The sequence below is a fragment of the Sphingomonas japonica genome (assembly GCF_006346325.1).
GTDB lineage: Bacteria > Pseudomonadota > Alphaproteobacteria > Sphingomonadales > Sphingomonadaceae > Sphingomonas > Sphingomonas japonica.
In genome coordinates this window covers 1,947,501-1,967,247 of record NZ_VDYR01000001.1, presented here as the reverse complement: position 1 = coordinate 1,967,247, position 19,747 = coordinate 1,947,501, and the positions used below count along the sequence as shown (strand labels likewise).

Genomic DNA, 19,747 nt, shown 5'->3' with positions numbered 1-19,747 from the left:
ATTTCGTAAGTGCCTCATCGCGTGTCTCCCCGGTGTTGCCCGTTCTCGGCACAGCTTACTTCGAGCAGGCGTCATGGGAAGGGCTTTGGTCATCTCATGCCTGATAGTTCGCCACCGCGAACCCCGGCGACCCTGTATTCCGCCGTGAGCGGGTTGGCCGTCGCGGACGAGCACGGCACCGGCTAGGCTTTTCTGCGCTCGATCGAATGTTCGCTGCGCTCGATCAGTCCCATTCGCTCGAACGCGGCCAGCCATCCTTCCATCGGCCACCAGCCGTGGATGGCTTGGAAGTACCGCGCATTGCGCACGATATCGTCGAGATGGCGCAGCGGGGGGTCTTCGCTTTCGTGCCACTGGTGACACGCTGTGGCGCCGCCGACGAACAGCAGCGGTACGCCGCGTGCGACCGCGCGATATCCAAAATCGGTGTCCTCGCCGCCATAACCGGTAAAGCCTTCGTCAAAACCGCCGATCGACGCGAAGGTCGAGCGCCGGATCGCAAAGGCGAGCGACCAGAACAGGCCGGCATTCGGCTCGTGCCGCAGGCCGGTTGCGGGAAAGTCGCGCACCGGATGCGGGCGACCGGCGGCGAGCAAGGCGGCCTCGTCCCAGTCGCCCCGCGCTTCGTGCGGACCGAGATAGCGGACATCGGCGCACAAAAGCGCATTGTCGGTGGCGAGCACGTCGTGCAGGCGGCCGATACAGTCGCGCATCGGGATGCAATCGACGTCGAGGAATATCAGGTGATCGCCAGTCGCTTCGCGCGCAGCGAGATTGCGCGCCTGCGCCAGGGGCAGGCCTGCGGCATCCAGTCGCACGATGCGCACCGGAAAGTCGGCGCTCGCTATTGTGACAGGATCGTCGCTCATATCGACGACGATCAGCTCGCCCGGGACACAGGACGACCGCCGCAGGCCTTCCACCAGCTGCGCCAGGTGCGCCGCCCGGTTCTTGACCAGCGTGAGGACGCTTGGGCCGATCATCGTCGTAGCCACAGATCGAGCCGATAGCGCTCTGCTCGCTCCGAATGAACGACCGCGACCTTTTCGCCGAGCGTGTCGGCAAGCGCCGTGACCGCGCCGTCGCCGGTCTGCGGATAGTTCGTCTCGCCCGTATAATGGACCAGAAGGATCCGCCCGCCGGGGACGACATGCTCGGCCAGCCATTCACCGGCGGCGTCGATATCGGCGTCGCTCCAGTAATAGACGACCTCGGACAAGATCGCCAGATCGAAGGACGTGACTGGGGGTGCATCCGCCGGAAAGCCGGCAACCGCGAAACGAACCTGGGGTAACGCACCGCAGCGCTTGCGCGCCAGCTCGACGGCGCGCGCGCTGATGTCGATCGCCAGCAGCGCGTCGCACAGGGGTGCAATCCGCTGTGTAAGCACGCCATGCGCGCAGCCGATCTCGATCGCGCGGGCTGCGCGGCGGCCGCCAAGCGCAGCGATGGTCCGGGCGAACTTGGCGTCTTCATAGGCGCTGGTCGCGAGCGACCAGGGATCGTCGCTGCTTGCGAATATGCCGTTGAAATAGGACGCGCCGAGGCTGGCGTCAGCGTGCATTTCGCCTCCCGACCGGATAGAGGCGATCGCGATCGCGCTGTCGCATCAACTGCGGCGGAACCCTGAACCCCGGCCCCATGGCGGCGCTGGTCTGGCTGCGATGCGCCTGCAGGGCATGCCGCCGCCGCGCCACCGGCATTGGCCGCGTGACGAGCGCCGGTCGCATCGTACGCGGCATTGCGCCGCCCCAAACGCGATAGGCAAATGGTGCGATGCGGCGGCGCGCGATCGCCAGCGCCGCGCGTGCCAGCCGGTGCGCCGCGACATGGTCGCAATGCGTTTCGTCGATCGCCGGGATCGCGATCGCGTCGATCTGCAACCGGCGCAGTACGCTCGACAGCTGTCGGGCAGTGGCGCGAAACTCGCCCGAACCGACGGCAAACGGATTCCCGTCGCACCAGCCCAGGAACACTGGCCGCAGTGCGCGGGGCCCGGCAAGGCGCCGCAGCGCAAGCGACGCTTCACGCGCACGGCACTGGACGAGCGCCCGACGCGCACCCGTATTTTCGGTGGGATGCGACCCGGAGCCATCCGTCAGATACACGACTGCGCCCAGCCGCCCGGCCTTCGCAGTCTGCGCGATCAACGCTCCGGTGCCGATCGTCTCGTCATCGGGATGCGGTGCGAGCACGCACCAGAAGGCACGGGCATGGCGGCTGCGCGCCAGCGGGATCGCCCGCGTCACCACAGTGCCTGCTCGGGTCCGAAGCGATCGCGGACCAGCCAATCGACGACGGCAGCATCGCGCGCGTGATCCGGCCCGGCCTGGCGCAGATACAGGCTGAGGTCGCGGGTGATCCGGTCGATGCGTCCACCGTCGAATGCGCTGCGCGTTCCGATCAGCCGCGCGGCATGTTCCATCACGTCGAGCCCGGCGCGTTCGACGACACCGCGCGCCATCCGCGCCATCGCGATCGCGTCGTCGCTGTTGCGAGAGGCATGCTCTGCTGCCTCTCGCACCCATAGAAACGCAGTGCGCGTCGCCACCACCGCTGCCCCGAACGCGGCCCGTGAGAGCGGATCGGCGCGCGCGGCGTCGCTCATGCCGGCACGTACTTCGGCGAGCAGCGCCTCGATCCCGCCAAGCTGTACGGCGGTGAAGCGCCACGCCCCGGCAGTGAAGCGCGGTTCCAGGTCATAGGCGCCGGGTGCGCCGAGCAGCGCATCCTCCCCCACCACCATGTCCGACAGGTCATATTCGCCGCTCATGCTCGCGCGCATTCCCCGCACCCGCCAGCCGCTGGCGTCGGTTCGCGTCGCATCGCCTGCGGCGACCACGACCGCGCGGCGCTCTCCCGAAGGCGGCCTGGCGGTTACGACGGCATAGTCGATCCCGCCTGCGCCCGACGCAAAGCGCTTTGCCCCCGTCATGCGGTAGCCCGCTGCGTCTGGTACGATGCCGACCCCGGGCGGAGCTTCGGTGGCCCACACCCCAAACACCGCGCCGCGATCGAGCGCGCCGGCCAGCCATTCGAGCTGCACAGCGCTGGCATACCATTCGAAGAGCAGCAACGCGTTGACATGCCCTTCGTACAACCGCCCGGTACTCAGGTCGCCGCGACCCACGCGGCGCAAATCGTCGCGCAGTGCCGCGTAGCGCGAATGCTCGTCGGCGAAGGACTCCCCACCGACAGTCACAGGGGCGTAGCGCCGATGCAACCCGGCACGCTCCAGCAACGCCATGCAATCTGCGGGATAGGCGGGTTCGGCGTCGTATCCGGCACCGTGTTCGGCAAGTGCGCGCACCAACGGGTCCTCGGCGATCGGCAGCATCAACTCCGTCCTCCACGATCGGCCAGCTTGACCAACCATCGCGCCGCGCGTTCGGGCCCCGACGGATCGTCGAGTGCGCGTGCCGCCCCCGGATCCAGCGCGCGCGCGCGCTCGATCAGCGCGGGCCAATCTGCGGTCGCAGGATTGTCGCACTGGACGGCGCCGCCGGCGCGCACCAGCGCGGCGGCGGTCGATCGCTGCTCGCCGAACGGGCGATCCTGGGGGATGCAGATCAACGGGCGTCCGGTTGCAAGCACGGTTCCCACCGCGCCGTTGCCGGCGGTAACGATCACCACTTCCGATCTGGCCATGCGATCGGGCGCGTTGGCGACCCAGCCATGCCAGGTCAGATTCGGCGGTGCGCCGGGCAGCGCATCTGCTGCGCCCAGCACGTGCCACTCCATGTCTGGTGCCGACCGCGCTGCCGCGGCCCAAACCGCGCCTTCCACATCGTTTCCGCCCGCCCCCAATACGACGGTCACCATGCCGGGCTGCGCCGTCGCCGGATGCGGCCGATCGATCAGGCCCGAAAAATATCGCGTCCTGGCGACGATGTCGGCCGGCGTGGCCGGGTCCTCCAGCTGCTCGTCAAACGGGCACAGCAGCGCTGTGGCACCGCGAAACGCGTCGCGGTGCGCCGGATCGGTGCGCAGACCCGCCAGCCGGACCACGACCGTTGGCACCGACGCCAGCCGCGCCAGCATCGCCATTTCCACCGACACGTCGATCACCATCAGCGCCGGAGCATTCTCGACGATCCACTGCGCCGTGCCCGCTACGCGCCGCCGAACGCCGTCATGATCGACCGGCGCGTAATGCAGTGACTCGGGACGGTTCGCTGCTCCGTCGGCGCCGGTGAAGCCGGGCTCGAGCCGATCGTCGGGAAGTTCGAGATACGCCAGGTCGCTTACCTTCCCCGCAAGGCCCGTCCCGATCAGCGTCACCCGCCCGCCCGCGGCACGTGCAATCGCTGCGGCGCGGGTGCGATGCCCGGCGCCGTGATGATGGACATAATAGCCGATCGGCCGCGCCGCGGTCACGAAACCGCCGATAGCGGCAGGTCGCACGGCATGGGGGGGAGCGCCGCCTCACGCCGCACCACCTCACCGGGATCGGCGCCGCCGGTGCGCTGGCCGAGGCGCCATTCGGCGCGCTGCTGCCAGTGATCGAAAGCGGGTACACACGGCTCGCGCCCCACCCGCAGCAGGTCCTGGAATTCCGCCATCGCGCTGGCCATTCCGCCGGTGGCGCGCCCGATCGCGCGCGGGGAGACGCGCGTCCACACGTCGATCGGATGCACCAGCCGTCCCCCGGCGACAACCGCAGTGGCGACCAGCGCGCGATCCTCGCCAGATGCGAGCGGCGGCACTCCGCCCGCCGCGCGGTAGGTCGCGACTCGGATCGCCAGGCTGGCGCCGCCATGATCGCCGTGGCGCGGGGAAGGATCATGCGATTGCAGATCGATGCGATCCTCGATCGCCCGCACCTGCGCCCAATAGCGATCCAGCATGGCCCGCCATGCCCGGACTGTCGGATCGAGCGGCTCGCTTTCGTCGATCAGCATTTTTCCGCCGACCAGATCGGCGCCGCGGTCGATCGCGGCCAGGTTGGCGGCGATCCAGCCGGGTGGGGGACGGCAATCGGCGTCGGTCGAAATCAACACGCCGCGGTTCCCGACGAGGGTCGCGCCTATGTCCATCGCCCGACCGCGCGCGGTGCCGACATGCGCCGACCGACGCGGCAACCGGCAATCGTCGATCGCAATCTCCAGCCGGCCCGCATGACGCCGGGCCGCGGTCTCGGCAGCGGCAACGCTGCCGTCGTCGCTGTTGTTGATGCACAACGCCACCGGAACGACACCGACCCCGTTCTGAGCGGCCAGAGCGTCCAGCAAGCGAGGCAGGCGTTCGGCTTCGTTGCGCGCCGGGACACAGATGCAGAACCGATCGGCCGTCACGCCGCCGCCGCGTCGGGCAGGGCCGCCTCGCCAAGCGGCGATCGCGCACCGTCGTTGGCGGCGATCATCTCGGCATACAGCGCCTCGTAGCCGTCGACCATGACCCGCGCATCGCAGATCGCCTCGGCGCGGGCACGACACTCGCGCCGATCGAGCGCCATCGCCGATTGTGCAGCCCGGGCCAGCGCTACGGCATCGTCGGGGGTGGCCAACACTCCCGAACGACTATTGAGCAAGGACGGGATGGCGCCGCGCGCGAACGCCGCGACCGGGGTTCCGCATGCCAACGCTTCCGCGACTACGAGGCCATAGGGCTCCTCCCAGCGCGGCGTGCACAGGAACGCGCGCGCTCCGCCGATCAGCGTCGCCAGTGCGGCATGGTCGAGATGGCCGACATGCTCCACATCCGTTCCCAGCATCGGCAGAATTTGGTCCGAGAAATAGACGGGATCCGAGATCGGGCCCGCAAAGCGCAGCGGCATCTCCATCACCTGCGCCGCGGCGATCGCCAGATGCAGGCCCTTTTCAGGAACGATCCGGCCATACCAGACCAGATAGGGCGATGCCGCCGGTTCGGCATTGAACGGGAATTGCGATAGGTCCACGCCATTGGCGATGACACGATCGATCGGCGTGATCGGCGACCACAGCCCGCGGATCGTCTCTGAAACCGCGACGAACCGCATTGCCTGAGATCGACACAGGCGGATGCCGCTTTCCAGCCAGCAGAAAGGCGGCGTGTGGAGCGTCGTCACCATCGGCGTATCGATCGTGTCGGCCATCGCCACCGGCAGGTAGTGCAGCGAGTTGTTGTGGATGAGGTCGAAATCGCGTCGCCGCAACTCGCCCATCAGCGTCAGATAGGCGTGATGTTCGCGGAAGAACATCACATCTTGCGCCTCTGCGGTGCCGACGTGCGACAGCGTCGTTTCGTCACAAATGGCTTCCAGGCCAAGCGTCGGATCGGACCGCGTCGAGGCGAACAGCGTGACGTCGTGGCCGCGGCTGTTCAGCGACTGGGCAAGCAGATGGGTGTGCATTTCGAGCCCGCCGGCGAACGGCTCAGCGATCGCGTGCTTGAGATGGGCGATAATCGCGACCCGCATTCATGGACCCCTGATCCGTCCGACGCGGTGGGCATCACAGCGGTCGCGATCCGATCCTATCGGGGTCCCGGCGCCTCTAGCCCATAACCTACGTTAGGTGCTCAGACTTGCTAGAGCTATTCGGTGAAATAGCACGCCTTATTATCGCCAAGCCGGCCGAGCATAAGCGCGACGCGTCTTGCGCGTGCCCGCCCTCTTCGCCAGCAGCGAGAGCCGCGTCACGGTGCAGATCATGCCGACGATGATCACAGGTTCACCGTGCGGGATCGACCTCCTGGCGGACCAAAGCATCGGCGGCGTTGGCGAGATGGATATACGCCGCGCCCGTGTTCACGACATATTCGTTCTGTCCCCAAAGGAACGGCCAATCCTCCTTGTTTTCGGGAAAATCGGGCTTCACGATCAAGACGCCCGGCACGACGCCCCCGGCGATGAAGCTGAAGTCCGCCCGGTTATTGCCATAGGCAACTTCCTTGGACCGCGTCCCCACGCCCGACACGAACGAAACATCGGAACCGGGATGGTTGCCGTGGAGGAACGCCAGGGCGCGAAATACTGCGTCGGGTTTGACGATGTCGGGGAAAGCGCGGTGGAGAACGAAGCTGGTGTTGCCGTAATCGAGGACCGTGCCGCTCCCTGCCCACCCGCCGGTGGTGATCGGCACGCCATAGGGATTGGCCGCCGCCGCGGCATCGGTCTCCTTCACCCAGCGCCGGACGGCCTGCACCATGCCCGCGCGATAGTCGGGCGGCATCAGCGGCAACGCTCGCGCGGCGACATCGGCATCGCGCGCAAAACTCGCGGCGATGGCAGGCCATTCGCGCTGCACCGCCGCGATATATTCCGGTTTGCGCGTGGTCTGCAGAAGCTCGACCGCAGCGGTGAAGCGCTCGGATTCGAGCGGGCCGCCGGTAGTGTTGCCATGGCGGAAAAGATCGGGAGCCTGGCCCTGCTCCTGTGCCCAGATCCGCTCGGCCGTCTCCAGGCAGCGTGCCGCGAGCGCGTCGTCGAAACCGTCCAGCGCGCGCGCGGCCGCTGCCAGCGCGGCGATCGACCCATAGTTCAGCGCCGATGATTTGCTGGTGAACGCCCAGCGATCATCCGGAGTGCCGCTGCGCCCGTCCTTTACCTCGCCGGGGCGCAGTCGCGGATCATGCACCATGCCGTCTGTCTTGGTCACGGCGTCGCCCAGATGGGTATATTGCGCGACGTCGGGCTCGACGATGCCATGGATGGCATGGCCGACCGCGTCGAACTGCGCCAGCAACTGGATGGTCCCGTGCCGGATCTGCTGCAGCAGGTCCGGCTCGCCGTCCGGAACATGGATTTCGACGTGCCGCCGCGTCTGGTCGATTGCGGTAGCGTCGCGAGTGAGACAAAAATCCTCCCAGGCCTGCACCATCTGGCGCACCACGGCATATTGCGTCTGCGTGCGGATGTCGAAGTCGCCGGCGTCGAGCCAGCCGCCGACATTCAGCCCCGGGATATGCTCGCCCGGCGCGAAGCGGGTGTCGGTGGTCGGACCCTGTCGGTACAGGTCGATATGCTCGTGATCGATCGGCGCCTGAAGCGCGTCGTCGCGGTGCGGATCGCCATGCCAGACCCGATACGCCTCGTTCACGAACATATGGTCCATCGCCACGGGGAAATAGACGTCGAGCGTCGGATGCCAGGCGCTGGCATACAGGTCGTCGGCGATGCGGAACGGGGCGGTGCGGGTCTCTCCAGTTTCGAGGATGTACACGCCGGGTTCGCGAACCTGGCTGAAATCGAACCGGCGATAGCGATAGCGCAGATAGTTGCCCCAGCGCTTGCCGTTTCCTTCGAGCGCGACGGTTTCGCTTCCGTCTTCACCGATCCTGATCAGCCGGATCGCGGTATCGTCGGTATCGTTGCGGTCCAACTCAACGGTCGCGACCTTCGCCTCGGCCGGGGCATAGCCCAGCTGCGAATGGCCGATCACCGGCGGGCGCAGCCAATCGGGCACGCTGTTGGCATCGAGGGTCCAGGTCAGTACCTCGCCGGTCTTGCCGGCCGGGAGCAACGATCGCAGCACGAACCAGCCATTCTGCGCCTGGTTGCGGCCGTCGAACAGCGCGAGCGGCACGTCCGACGTGATGCTGACCCGGCGCGCCGGGTTGGACGGCGCGAGCACGAACCGGCTTCCCTGCGCCATCGCAAGCGGCTCCGCGCCCGGGCCTTCGCTGCGCCCGCTTGCGGCATTGCGTTCGGGCGTGAGCCGCATGTCGCTGGCGGGATATAGCGGAAAGCCGCCCGGTTTGCCGTCGACCAGAAACGCTTCGCGAAAATAGGCCGAGGGCAGGAATTCCAGGTTGAATCCGGCACGGCCGACCAGCGCATCGGGCAGTTCCTCCGGCAGGCTGACCGTCACCTGCAACCCGGTTCGGGTGGGTCGGGAGCGGACGAGATAGCGGAATCCGTAGCCGGGATATTCCAGCTCCGCCTCGATCAGGCCGGTTTCGGAATCGACGCGGCGCTCGACCAGCCGCCCGATCGCATCCCATTGTCCGGGGGTGGGCGACAGCCGCACATCCCCGTTGGTGGCGATACGCTCGCCCTGCTGGATGAGTTCGACGCCGCTGATCTTGGCGTCCGCGAACAGTCCGTCATACCAGTTGCTGAACACCAGCCAGTCGACCCCGGGGGCACGATAGATGTCGCCATCGCCGAGCCGCAATGCGGGGGCTGCACGATCCTGCGCGAACAGCGGCTGCACGATCGCGCCGCTCGCGCAGGCGCAAAGGGCAAATCTACGGATGTTCCGGCGCAATCCCACAAACCTCTCCCGGTGATGTTTGCGCTAACATCCATGGTCGAACGGCAGAAGGCAAGCACTCCCGACCGATTTGTCCAGGTTCGGCAGGCAGGCGCGGAGGATGCGTTCGCGTGCCGCCGCAGCCTGCGAAAGCTACGAAGCTGCCAGACCCGGGCAATGCCCGCCCTTTGGCGACAGGCGTCTAATCCCTGGCGACGACAATTCTGGGCAAGGTTTCGATCGGCTCGACCGTGATCGCGCGAAACCAGGTTTCGGCTCCTTCGGATTGAAGCTGGATCTTTCCGTGCGTCAGCGGCTGGCGGGTCCCGTCGGCAGCAATCGTCGCCAGGTCGCGCACCTCTGCGACCGGTATCCCATTGACGACGTGTACCGCGCGGTCGCCGACGACATACAGGTCGAGCGTGTTCCACGCGCCGACCGCGTGCTCGGCATCGGTTGCGGCCTCCACATTCCACGTCGGGCTGCCATTGACGATGTCGATTTCGCGACCCGCGGTGCGAAAGCGCAGATGCGGCGCGATCAGGGACGGGTCGAACGTCACATTGGTGCGGCCCCGCACCTTGCCGCCGACCGCGACGATCATTCCCGTCGATCCGGTCATGATCTCGAACTCGGACGATGGCCGCCACGTGCCGAACACTTCGCCCGGTGTCCCATGGCTGTGGTAGAGCAGACCGTTGTTCCGCGGCAGCTTTTGGCGAGGGGCCCAGGTTCTGGAACCCCATTTGAACTGCAACCGGAGATGATAGTCGCGAAGGTCGGCATGGTGGACCAGGCTGCCCCAGGTCTCTCCCTTCACCCAGATCGCCGGGCCACCATCGACATCCTTGACCGCAAAGTCTCCGCGGGTATCGCGTCCGGTTCCGATCGGCGTCGCCCCGGGCTCGGCGTGATAGGTGATCGAGGGGTCGGCATAGCCCAGCCAGGCGTTCCAGCCTGCCAGACTGCGCCCGTCAAACAACGGAACTGCCTCGCCCGTCGGCGCAGGTAGATCGACGAGCACCAACCGCTGCGCCGCGACTGCCGGCTCCCCGGCGATCGCGCGCGCGGCGTCTTTCGAATCCTGCCCCGGCCCCAGCGCAAGGATGACCGCCGCTACGGTGAATATCGGTGGTCCCGCCATAGCCATCCCCTCGTCACTATACGATCATTGCCCCCGGGCAGGGTGGCAGGGTATCGCTAACATGGACTGCCGATCAAGATGAGGCCAGCCTGGCCATGCGAAAATTCTACGATTTTCGGCGGTTTGCATCGCCCTGAACGGACATTGGCGGATGGCGGGCTGGAGCGGGTAGCGGGAATCGAACCCGCGTATTCAGCTTGGAAGGCTGCTGTACTACCATTGTACTATACCCGCGCTGCTGCCCCGATACTGTCGGCGCGAGGCGGGTGCAAGCCCGCACTGGCGTTCGGTTCGTCGCTTCCCTAGATAGCCGCGACTTATGGCCCGTATCGAAACCCCCGGCCGCGTACGCGGCACCCAGGACATTTTCGGCGACGACCAGCGCCGGTTCCAGCACGTCGTCGACACGTTCGATCGCGTTCGGCGGCTGTATGGGTTCCAGCGTGTCGAGATGCCGGTGTTCGAGGCGACGGCGGTGTTCGCGCGCTCGCTGGGCGAGACCACCGACGTGGTGTCGAAGGAGATGTATTCGTTCGAGGATCGCGGCGGCGATTCGCTGACATTGCGGCCGGAATTCACCGCCGGGATCGCGCGGGCGTACCTGACGGAAGGGTGGCGGCAATATGCGCCATTGAAGCTGGTCACGCATGGACCGACGTTCCGCTATGAACGTCCGCAAAAGGGGCGGTATCGCCAATTCCACCAGATCGACGCCGAAGTGCTGGGCGCGGGGGAGCCTGCCGCCGAGGTCGAATTGCTGACGCTGGCCGACCAGCTGCTCCGCGAGCTGGGCATTTCCGACGGGGTTACGCTGCAGCTCAACACGCTGGGCGATGCGGCGACGCGCGATGCGTGGCGTGCGGCGCTGATCGAGCATTTTCAGGGTGCGCGCGGCGATCTGTCGGAGGACAGCCTCAAGCGGCTCGAGACCAATCCCTTGCGTATCCTCGACAGCAAGGACCCGCGCGACCGCCCGATCGCGGACAGCGCGCCGGATATCGACGCATTCCTGACGAGCGAGGCGCGCGATTTTTTCGCTGCGGTGACGAGCGGGCTCGATGCGGCGGGGGTCGCGTGGGAGCGCAACGCGCGGCTGGTGCGCGGGCTCGATTACTACCGCCACACCGCGTTCGAATTCGTCACCGACCGGCTGGGGGCGCAGGGCACGGTGCTGGCAGGCGGCCGCTATGACGGGCTGGTCGAGAGCCTGGGCGGGCCGGCGACGCCCGGGGTCGGCTGGGCGGCGGGGATCGAGCGGTTGGCGATGTTGTGCGGGGAGGTGGCTGCCGATGCGCCGGATTTGGCTATCATAGCCGAGCACCCCGACCGAGAATATGTCGCCGCGCGGTTGTTGGCGGCGTTTCGCAGGATTGGTGTTGCTGCCGAGTTGTTTGCGTCGGGTAGCCCGAGGAAGCGTTACGACCGTGCGCTCAAGCAGTCTCCTCAGCTCACACTCTCGTTGGGGGTCGATGGCGGCCACAGTCTGCGTTGGCTTCGGGCAGGTAGGCTCGCGAAGGGCCACATCGAGACGTTGCTCGATACCAGTCCGGTTAGCTCGATCTTGCGCGGTCTGGAATGACCCGCATCCCCCCCGACCGGATCGCGCAGATCGAGGCGCGGCGCGATGAACTGCAGGCGATGATGGCGACCGGCGACTTGCCGGGTGAGCGCTTCGTTGCTGTATCGAAGGAATATGCCGAGCTCGAACCGGTGGCGCAGGCGGCGGGGCGGGTGCGGCGGTTGCGTGCGGAGGGGGTGTCGCTCGACGCGATGACGCGCGACGGCGACGACGAACTGCGCGAGATGGCTTCGGAGGAATTGCAGGAGAACAAGGCTGCGCTCGAGGCGGCGGAGCGCGCGCTGGCGCTGGCGCTGCTGCCGCGCGATGCCGCCGATGCGCGGCCTGCGATGCTGGAGATCCGCGCCGGGACCGGCGGGGACGAGGCAGCATTGTTCGCAGGCGACCTGATGCGGATGTACCAGCGCTATGCCGACAATCGCGGGTGGAAGGTCGAGCTGATTTCCGCCAGCGCGTCGGAAGCCGGCGGATACAAGGAAGTGATCGCCAGCGTCACCGGCACCGGCGTGTTCGCGCGGATGAAGTTCGAAAGCGGTGTCCACCGCGTCCAGCGCGTGCCGGTCACCGAAAGCGGCGGGCGCATTCATACTTCGGCAGCGACCGTGGCGGTGCTGCCCGAGGCGGAGGAAGTCGATATCGAGATCGCCGACCAGGACCTGCGCATTGACGTCTATCGCGCGTCGGGGGCAGGCGGGCAGCACGTCAACACCACCGATTCGGCGGTGCGGATCACGCATGTCCCGACCGGGCTGGTGGTGATCCAGCAGGACGAGAAGTCGCAGCACAAGAACAAGGCCAAGGCGCTGAAAGTGCTGCGCACGCGGCTCTACGAGGCGGAGCGCGAGCGTGCCGACAGCGAGCGCGCGGGCGCGCGCAAGTCGATGGTCGGATCGGGCGACCGCTCGGAGCGCATCCGCACCTACAACTTTCCGCAGGGGCGGGTGACCGACCATCGCATCAACCTGACGCTGCACCGCCTGCCCGAGATATTGCAGGGCGAACTCGACGAACTGGTTGGCGCGCTGATCGCCGAGGACGAGGCCGAGCGGCTGGCGACGCTGGATGGCTGATGTGCGCGCCGCGCTGGCACGGGCCGCGCGCGCGTTCGATCCGGTCAGCGCGACGCCGCGCCTCGACGCGGAATTGCTGATGGCGCATGCGCTGGGCTGCACGCGCGAACGGATGATCCTGGCACAGCTGGGCGATCCCGAGCCCGGCGGGTTTCCCGATCTGGTCGCGCGGCGGCTGAAGTGCGAGCCGGTCGCCTACATCACCAAGACGCGCAGCTTCTGGACGATCGACCTAGCCGTCGGCCCCGGCGTGCTGATCCCGCGGGCCGACAGCGAGACGCTGATCGAGGCGGCGGTGGCGCAGTTCGGGGAGCGTGGCCCGACGACGATCCTCGATCTCGGCACCGGGCCGGGAACCTTGCTGCTCGCCGCGCTCGACCAATGGCCGCATGCGCAGGGACTGGGAATCGATCGTTCGCCGGCCGCGCTGGCAATGGCGCGCGACAATGCGGAGCGGTTGGGAATGGCGGCGCGCGCGCGGTTCGCCTTGGGAGACTGGGCGCGGGGGATTGACGCGCGATTCGATCTGGTGCTCGCCAACCCGCCCTATATCGGCACCGCCGAGGCGCTGATGGCCGAGGTGCGCGACCACGAACCGGGCGAGGCGCTGTTCGCGGGGAGTGACGGGCTCGACGCCTATCGGGCGATCGTGCCCGACCTGCCGCGGCTGATCGCGCCGGGCGGCGCCGCCATTGTCGAGATCGGATCCAGCCAGGGCGATGCGGTCGCCGCACTGGTGGCGAAGGCCGGGCTGGTGCCGACGCTGCGCCGTGACCTTGGCGGCAATCCGCGGGCGATCGTCGCCCTTGAACGCATCGATGCCTCGACACATATTTAGGCTTGGAGAACCGCATCGCACCCGCTAAGAACGGTTGCGGGGCAGGCACATTCAACCAAGTCGTTGATTTGAGGGCGCCGGCCCGAACCCACGTCATGTGTGCCGCCTGATCGGCGGCCGTGGCAGGCGACAGCTACCGGGAAGCCCGATTTGGGGTCCGACCGGGGCGCGCGCGGTGCAACATGCAATCCGGGATCGAGTGATCGACCGACAGGCTTACCAGGACAGGATGAAGAACCCTTGATGAACAATCGTCAGGTCGGTCGCCGTCGCGGCCGCGGCGGGCAGCAGCAGCGCTCGCAAGGCAATTCCGGCGGTCGCGACAATGGCAACCGCATCGACAATCGCGCCCGCGGCAACGCCGCGCAGCTGCTCGAAAAGTACAAGAATCTCGCCAGCGATGCGCAGCGCCAGGGTGACCGCGTCAACGCCGAATATTATCACCAGTTCGCCGACCATTATTTCCGCGTGCTTAACGACAGCCGGTCGCGCTTCGAGGAGCAGAACAAGCGCCAGCCTTCGGACATGGACGACGATGGCGAATATGACGACGACCAGGACAATGCGCCGCAGCAGCAATTGCGCGGCGACCGCGACCAGGGCAATCGCGACAACCGCGACAACCGCGACAATGGCAATCGCGAATATAACAGCCGCGACAATCAGAACCGCGACGAGCAGAACCGCGACGGGCAGAATCGTGATGGCCAGAATCGCGACAGACAGAATCGTGACAACGGCAACCGCGACTACACTGGCCGTGCCGGCCGAGGTAGCGAGGACGGCGATCGCGATCAGACCGGCCGCGAGCCGCGTCAGGACCGCCAGCGCGAACCGCGCCAGGACCGCGAGCCGCGTCAGGATCACGCCAACGGACGCGGCAATGGCCATGCCGTCGCGGCGGAGCAACCGGACACTGCCGGCAACGCTTCCGACGAAGCGCCGGTTCGTCGTCGCGGGCGGCCGCGGCGCGATGCGCAACCGGTCGCGGTGCAGGCGGAGGATGGCGGGTCGGGCTTCGATGCCAACATCCTGCCGCCATCGCTGGTGAGCGATGCCCCGGCCGAGGAGAAGCCCAAGCGCCGACGCCGCGTCGCTGTCGAGGACGCCGCCGCCGAATAGGCGCTGGCGGCTCGTCGCAAATCGAAAGGCCGGTCTCGCCACCACGCGAGGTCGGCCTTTTCGTTTGTGGCGCAGATGCTAGGCTGGTGACAGGCGGGACACGTTCGAAGGGGGTGGGCAATGCGATATCTGTCGGGTCTGCTGGCATTGGCACTGCCCGTAGCTGCCCATGCCCAGACCGCGCCGACGCCGTCGGCGCAGGGGGATGTTGCGGTGACGATCTATTCGGGCGGGACCGCGCTGATCCAGGATACGCGGCGGCTAGCGCTTCCCGCGGGGGTCGCCGTCCAGGAATTTCCCGACGTGTCGGAAAATATCCGGCCCGAAACGGTGCGGCTGACCGCCGACGGTGTCACCATCGTCGAGCAGAATTTCGACTACGACCTGCTGTCTCCCAATGCCCTGCTCGAAAAGGCGGTCGGGCAGACGGTAACGCTGGTGCGCACCAATCCCGGCACCGGTGCCGAGACGCGCGAGCAGGCGAAGGTGCTGGCGTATAATCAGGGCGTGGTGCTCGAGATCGGCGGGCGGATCGAGGTGCTGCGCGACGATGGCCTGCCGGTGCGGGTGATCTTTCCGGGCGTGCCGCCCAATTTGCGGGCGCGCCCGACCCTCTCGGTGACGCTCGATGCGGAGCGCGGCGGCACGCGGCCGGTGACGTTGGCCTATCTGACCAACGGGCTGAGCTGGCGCGCCGACTATGTCGCGCTGTTCGACGAGGCCAGCGGCGCGATCGACGTGCAGGGGTGGATCACGCTCAACAATTCGGGCGCGACGCGCTTTGCCGATGCCGACACGCTGCTGGTCGCGGGGCAGCCTTCGCAGGAAAGCGGTGGCGGCCGACCGCGCCCGCCCGGGCGGGGCATCGCACCGGGCAGCGTCGCGGGTACCGAGACCGCCGATCGCGCGCGGCTGGGCGACTATTATCTCTATCCACTCGCCGATCGCACGACGATTGCGGCGAACCAGCAGAAACAGGTGAGCTTCCTCGACGTCAGCGGCGTGCCCGCAAAGCGCGGCTATCGCTTTCGCAACGACTGGATGCGCGGCGAGGATCAGGCGGTGAGCGCCGATTCGGTGCTGAGCTTCTCCTCGTCGCGCGACGGCGGGCTCGGCGACGCGCTGCCCGCGGGAACGGTGCGCGTCTATATGCGCGATGCCGCCGGGCAGCCGCAATTCATCGGCGAGAACGGCATCGGTCATACGCCGATGGGATCGCAGCTCGCGCTCAAGACCGGCGAGGCGTTCGATATCAAGGTGCAGCCGATCGTCGCCAATCGCGCGCGCATCGCCAGCGACGAATGGCTGCGCACCTATCGTTATCGCATCAGCGATTCGTCGGGCGAGACTCGTACCGTGACCGAGGAACGATCGCTGACCTATTGGCGCACCGACATGCGCTATGTGCTGACCAATGCGTCGCCGCGCGCGGTGACGGTCGAGGTGGTGCAGGCGGGGCTCGACAATTACTGGCGCGACACGCGTGTGCCGATGGAAAGCCAGCCCGGGACGCAGCGCAATGCCGATGAACGGGTGTGGCAAGTGACCGTGCCCGCCAATGGCGAGAGCGTCCTGACGGCCAGTTTCGACACGCGGTACTAAGGGACGTGCGCGCGGCGCGGTTCCTCGCGGCGATGTGGCTGTGGTGCTGCGGCGCGCCGGTGATGGCGCAGGCGCTGGTGACCTCGGCGGCACCCGAAGCGGTGTCGGTGACGCTGTACCGCGATCCCGACCGGCCCGCAGACCGTGCGATCAGCCGGCGGTTTCCCTCCGGCTTTGCACTGATCACGGAGACCCGCCGCGTGACGCTTCCGGCCGGACCCGCGACGATCCGGTTCGAGGGGGTATCGGGCGGCATCCTACCCGAAAGCGCGATCCTGTCCGGGGTGCCGGGCGTCGCCGAGAAGAATCTCGATGCCGACCTGCTGAGCCCACGCGCGCTGTTCGACCGGTCGACCGGGCGGCGTGTGCTGATCCGGCGCACCGATCCCGCCAGCGGTGCGGTGTCGAGCGGGCAGGGGGTGATCCGCTCGGGCGCCGAGGGCGGGCTGGTGCTCGAAACCGAGCAAGGCGTCGAGGCGGTGCAATGTTCGGGGCTGGGCGAGAGCCTGATCTACGACGCGATACCCGCCGGGCTGAGCGCCAAGCCGGTGCTGTCGGTGACGGTGGACAGCCAGGCTGGCGGCGCGGCGCAGCTGACCTTGTCGTATCTGGCGGGCGGGTTCGACTGGCAAGCCAACCACGTCGTGACGATGCGGCCCGACGGGCGGGGCGCCGACTGGTTCGCCTGGGTGACATTGGTCAGCGCGGATGTGACGAGCCATGTCGATGCCGGGACGCAGCTGGTGGCGGGCAAGGTACAGCGCGATCCGGAGGCGCGGCAGGCAGGGCGGATCGCACAGGCGCAGCCGCTCTATGCGCGCTGCTGGAATCTGACCGCACCGCCCCCACCGCCGCCGCCTCCCCCTCCGCCGGCGATGTATGCACCCGCGCCGATGATGGCGCGTGCCGCCGATGCCGAAATCGTCGTGACCGGCGCGCGGATGGTGGCGCAGGAGCAGCTAGGCGATTTGAAGCTCTATCGCGTGCCGATGCCGGTGACGGTCGCCGCCAGGGCGCAGAAACAGGTCGGGCTGCTCGATCGCACGCGCGTTGCGCTCGAGCCGGTGTATCGCAGCGATGTGACCGGCGACCGGGCGAGCGCGCCGGTCCTGCTGCTGCGCGGCGACAATCGCGAGCGCAGCGGACTGGGGCTGCCGATTCCGTCGGGGCAGGTGCAGGTGTTCGACGGCGGCGCGCGTCCGATCCTGATCGGGGAGGGTTCGCTCGCCGACAAGGCGATTGGCGAAGAGGTCGAGATCGTCCTGGAGCCGACCCCCGGCGTGTCGGCGCGAGCGGAGCGGATCGGCGAGCCGGGCTGGCGCGAGACGATCCGGGTGACGGTGACCAACGCCAATCCCCGGCCGATCGCCTATGAAGCGCGGATCGCGGCAGGCGACGGAATCGATGTCGATGGCGTGTCGACCAAGCTGGCGCGCGAGGAAGGGCGCTGGCTGTGGCGCACCGCGGTGCCGGCCAACGGCACGCGGGTGCTGACCTATCGGCTCAGCGATCGGTATCGACGTCCGGATCGTGATTGAAGCGGTCGACCTGCTCGTCATGGCCGCTGCCCGAACTCAGGAAGATCAATCCCATCAGCGCGGCGGCGAGGAACACGGTAAGGGTCACGCCGAGAAACGAGGCGATGCCCATGTGCAGCGGCAGGATGCCGGTGTAGCGCTGGAGCAGCCATACCGCGATCGCGCCGCATATCAGCGATACCAGCCCCATCCAGCCAAGCAGCCGCTTGAAGCGTCCCCATGCGAATTTGGCATAGGCCGGGTCGTCGAGGGGGAAGCGCTCATCGGGCATGCGTTGCAAGTGGGGCTGTTTCGTGAAACTCTCAAGCCAAGAGTCCTTGTCCCGTACGAAGGAGACAATCGATGACGATCGGCGCGATCTTGAGCGGCAAGGGGCACGAGGTGATCTCGATCGACGCCGGCGTGTCGACGCGCGAGGCGGTCAAGCTACTGGCGGAGCGGCGGATCGGGGCGGTGCCGGTGATGGACGGCGCGGCGGTGGTCGGCATCTTTTCCGAACGCGACCTGGTCTATTGCCTCGAGCGCGTCGGGCCGGACGCCCTCGACAAGCCGGTATCCGAGCTGATGACCGCTCCGGCGATCACGGTCGCGCCTGGCGAAGGCGTGCTCGGCGCATTGGGGCTGATGACCAAGCGGCGCATCCGCCATCTGCCGGTGGTCGATGGCGGCACGCTGGTCGGCTTCGTGTCGATCGGCGACCTCGTCAAATATCGCATCGACCGCATCGAGGCGGAGGCGAATTCGCTGAGGGACTATATCCAGCAGGCGTGATTCGATCCGCCCGCGCGGATGACGGCACCGACCCGGTACCGCTTGCCTTCAAACTGCGCGCTTTCGTACCAGGCCGATGCATTCCGCCAACAGTTGGCGCGCGAACAGCGCGAGCCACGCCAGATACACGGCGGCGCCGGTGGGAACGAGGATCAGCAGCCGCTCGAAATCCCCCATCGCGGGCAGCGCGCGATCGACCAGCGTGACCACCAGCGCCATCGCCAGGGCCGCGAGGATCGGCGGGGCGATCGCGCGGAGCAGGTCGCCGCCGCCCAGCCCGATCAGCGGCAGCGTGCGCTGCGCCGTGATCGCGCAATACAGCGGATATGCCGCGACCCACGCCAGCGCGAGCCCGGTGATGCCCCACTGGATGCCGACGACAAAGGAGATCGGCAGGATCGCCGCGCCGATCGCGTTGGTGCGCAGACTGACGCCTGGATAGCCGCGGGCGTTGGCGGCGGGCGCGAACAGGATCTGCAGCGTCATGAACGGCATGGCGAGCGCAAGCAGGCGCACGAACGGCACCGCCTCGAGCCACTTCTCACCCAGCACCACTCCGACCACCGGCTCGGCGGTGGCGGCAAGCCCGCAATAGAAGGGCATGGCCGCGAGCAGGATGATTCGCGCCGATTTGGCAAAGGCGCCGGCGACTGCGCCTTCGTCCGACTGGATGCGCGAATAGGCGGAAAAGGCGACGTCGTTGAGCGGTGGCACGAACTTAGCGACGAAGATCTGCGTCAGGAACAGGCTGGTGGTATAGATGCCGAGCCAGTGCGGATCGAGGCTGCGCCCGGCGATCAGCACGTCGGCCTGGCTCTGCAGGAACCAGAAAATCTGGCCCGCCGCCATCAACCCGCCGAACTTCGCGATATTGCCGGCGCCGCGAAAATCGAAGCTGGGCCACATC

General features: G+C 67.5%; 18 protein-coding genes and 1 tRNA gene (1 of these 19 running past the window's edge). 7 read left to right on the top strand and 12 right to left on the bottom strand.

Annotation, left to right across the window (positions count from 1 at the left end):
* Positions 1-182 precede the first annotated feature (182 nt).
* The 10 genes from FHY50_RS09690 to FHY50_RS09645 form a co-directional block, all read right to left on the bottom strand.
* Positions 183-983, bottom strand: a complete 801-nt coding sequence (locus FHY50_RS09690; protein ID WP_140048247.1) for a glycosyltransferase family 2 protein — start codon at positions 981-983, stop codon at positions 183-185.
* On the bottom strand, positions 980-1,564 hold the full coding sequence (locus FHY50_RS09685) for an SAM-dependent methyltransferase (protein WP_140048246.1): 585 nt from the start codon (positions 1,562-1,564) through the stop codon (positions 980-982). Before FHY50_RS09685 ends, FHY50_RS09690 begins: the two co-directional genes overlap by 4 nt.
* Complete coding sequence (locus tag FHY50_RS09680; protein ID WP_244935322.1) at positions 1,554-2,249, bottom strand: PIG-L deacetylase family protein; 696 nt, start codon at positions 2,247-2,249, stop codon at positions 1,554-1,556. The genes FHY50_RS09685 and FHY50_RS09680 overlap by 11 nt, the downstream gene beginning before the upstream one ends.
* Complete coding sequence (locus tag FHY50_RS09675) at positions 2,246-3,337, bottom strand: acyl-CoA dehydrogenase family protein (protein WP_140048245.1); 1,092 nt, start codon at positions 3,335-3,337, stop codon at positions 2,246-2,248. The genes FHY50_RS09680 and FHY50_RS09675 overlap by 4 nt, the downstream gene beginning before the upstream one ends.
* Positions 3,337-4,377 (bottom strand): UDP-N-acetylglucosamine--N-acetylmuramyl-(pentapeptide) pyrophosphoryl-undecaprenol N-acetylglucosamine transferase, encoded by a 1,041-nt coding sequence (locus tag FHY50_RS09670; RefSeq protein WP_140048244.1) that lies wholly within the window; start codon positions 4,375-4,377, stop codon positions 3,337-3,339. Before FHY50_RS09670 ends, FHY50_RS09675 begins: the two co-directional genes overlap by 1 nt.
* Positions 4,374-5,294 carry a glycosyltransferase gene (locus FHY50_RS09665; protein ID WP_140048243.1) on the bottom strand — a complete coding sequence of 307 codons (921 nt, stop codon included), beginning with the start codon at positions 5,292-5,294 and terminating at the stop codon, positions 4,374-4,376. Before FHY50_RS09665 ends, FHY50_RS09670 begins: the two co-directional genes overlap by 4 nt.
* Positions 5,291-6,400: a glycosyltransferase family 4 protein gene (locus FHY50_RS09660; RefSeq protein WP_140048242.1), complete on the bottom strand. Its 1,110-nt coding sequence runs from the start codon at positions 6,398-6,400 to the stop codon at positions 5,291-5,293. The genes FHY50_RS09665 and FHY50_RS09660 overlap by 4 nt, the downstream gene beginning before the upstream one ends.
* A 253-nt stretch (positions 6,401-6,653) precedes the next feature.
* Positions 6,654-9,137, bottom strand: a complete 2,484-nt coding sequence (locus tag FHY50_RS09655; protein ID WP_244935321.1) for a glycoside hydrolase family 9 protein — start codon at positions 9,135-9,137, stop codon at positions 6,654-6,656.
* A 241-nt stretch (positions 9,138-9,378) separates the two neighbouring features.
* Entirely contained in the window at positions 9,379-10,320 is a 942-nt protein-coding gene (locus tag FHY50_RS09650; protein ID WP_140048241.1) for a 3-keto-disaccharide hydrolase, read from the bottom strand.
* 160 nt (positions 10,321-10,480) lie between these two features.
* A tRNA-Gly gene (locus FHY50_RS09645) sits at positions 10,481-10,554 on the bottom strand.
* Between the two features lie 85 nt (positions 10,555-10,639).
* Here FHY50_RS09645 and hisS point away from each other — a divergent pair.
* From hisS to FHY50_RS09615, 6 genes are all read left to right on the top strand, one after another.
* Positions 10,640-11,899: a histidine--tRNA ligase gene (hisS, locus tag FHY50_RS09640; protein WP_140048240.1), complete on the top strand. Its 1,260-nt coding sequence runs from the start codon at positions 10,640-10,642 to the stop codon at positions 11,897-11,899.
* Positions 11,896-12,969, top strand: coding sequence for a peptide chain release factor 1 (gene prfA, locus FHY50_RS09635; RefSeq protein ID WP_140048239.1), 1,074 nt, complete (start codon positions 11,896-11,898; stop codon positions 12,967-12,969). Before hisS ends, prfA begins: the two co-directional genes overlap by 4 nt.
* Positions 12,962-13,807: a peptide chain release factor N(5)-glutamine methyltransferase gene (gene prmC, locus FHY50_RS09630; protein ID WP_140048238.1), complete on the top strand. Its 846-nt coding sequence runs from the start codon at positions 12,962-12,964 to the stop codon at positions 13,805-13,807. The genes prfA and prmC overlap by 8 nt, the downstream gene beginning before the upstream one ends.
* Positions 13,808-14,050: 243 nt before the next feature.
* Positions 14,051-14,929 carry a DUF4167 domain-containing protein gene (locus FHY50_RS09625; RefSeq protein WP_180345105.1) on the top strand — a complete coding sequence of 293 codons (879 nt, stop codon included), beginning with the start codon at positions 14,051-14,053 and terminating at the stop codon, positions 14,927-14,929.
* 120 nt (positions 14,930-15,049) lie between these two features.
* Positions 15,050-16,531, top strand: coding sequence for a DUF4139 domain-containing protein (locus FHY50_RS09620; RefSeq protein ID WP_140048236.1), 1,482 nt, complete (start codon positions 15,050-15,052; stop codon positions 16,529-16,531).
* Positions 16,532-16,536: 5 nt separating this feature from the next.
* Entirely contained in the window at positions 16,537-18,069 is a 1,533-nt protein-coding gene (locus FHY50_RS09615) for a DUF4139 domain-containing protein (RefSeq protein WP_140048235.1), read from the top strand.
* On the opposite strand, the gene FHY50_RS09610 is transcribed toward FHY50_RS09615, so the two are convergent.
* Entirely contained in the window at positions 18,035-18,340 is a 306-nt protein-coding gene (locus FHY50_RS09610; protein ID WP_140231123.1) for a hypothetical protein, read from the bottom strand. The genes FHY50_RS09615 and FHY50_RS09610 overlap by 35 nt on opposite strands.
* 71 nt (positions 18,341-18,411) lie before the next feature.
* On the opposite strand from FHY50_RS09610, the gene FHY50_RS09605 reads away from it, so the two are divergent.
* A complete protein-coding gene (locus tag FHY50_RS09605; protein ID WP_140048234.1) occupies positions 18,412-18,840 on the top strand; it encodes a CBS domain-containing protein in 429 nt (142 codons plus the stop codon).
* Positions 18,841-18,888: 48 nt separating this feature from the next.
* On the opposite strand, the gene FHY50_RS09600 is transcribed toward FHY50_RS09605, so the two are convergent.
* Positions 18,889-19,747 carry the 3' portion of a lipopolysaccharide biosynthesis protein gene (locus FHY50_RS09600; RefSeq protein ID WP_140048233.1) on the bottom strand. 617 nt of this gene lie beyond the right edge of the window, so the window shows 859 of its 1,476 coding nt (coding positions 618-1,476); its start codon lies off the right edge, out of view; its stop codon occupies positions 18,889-18,891.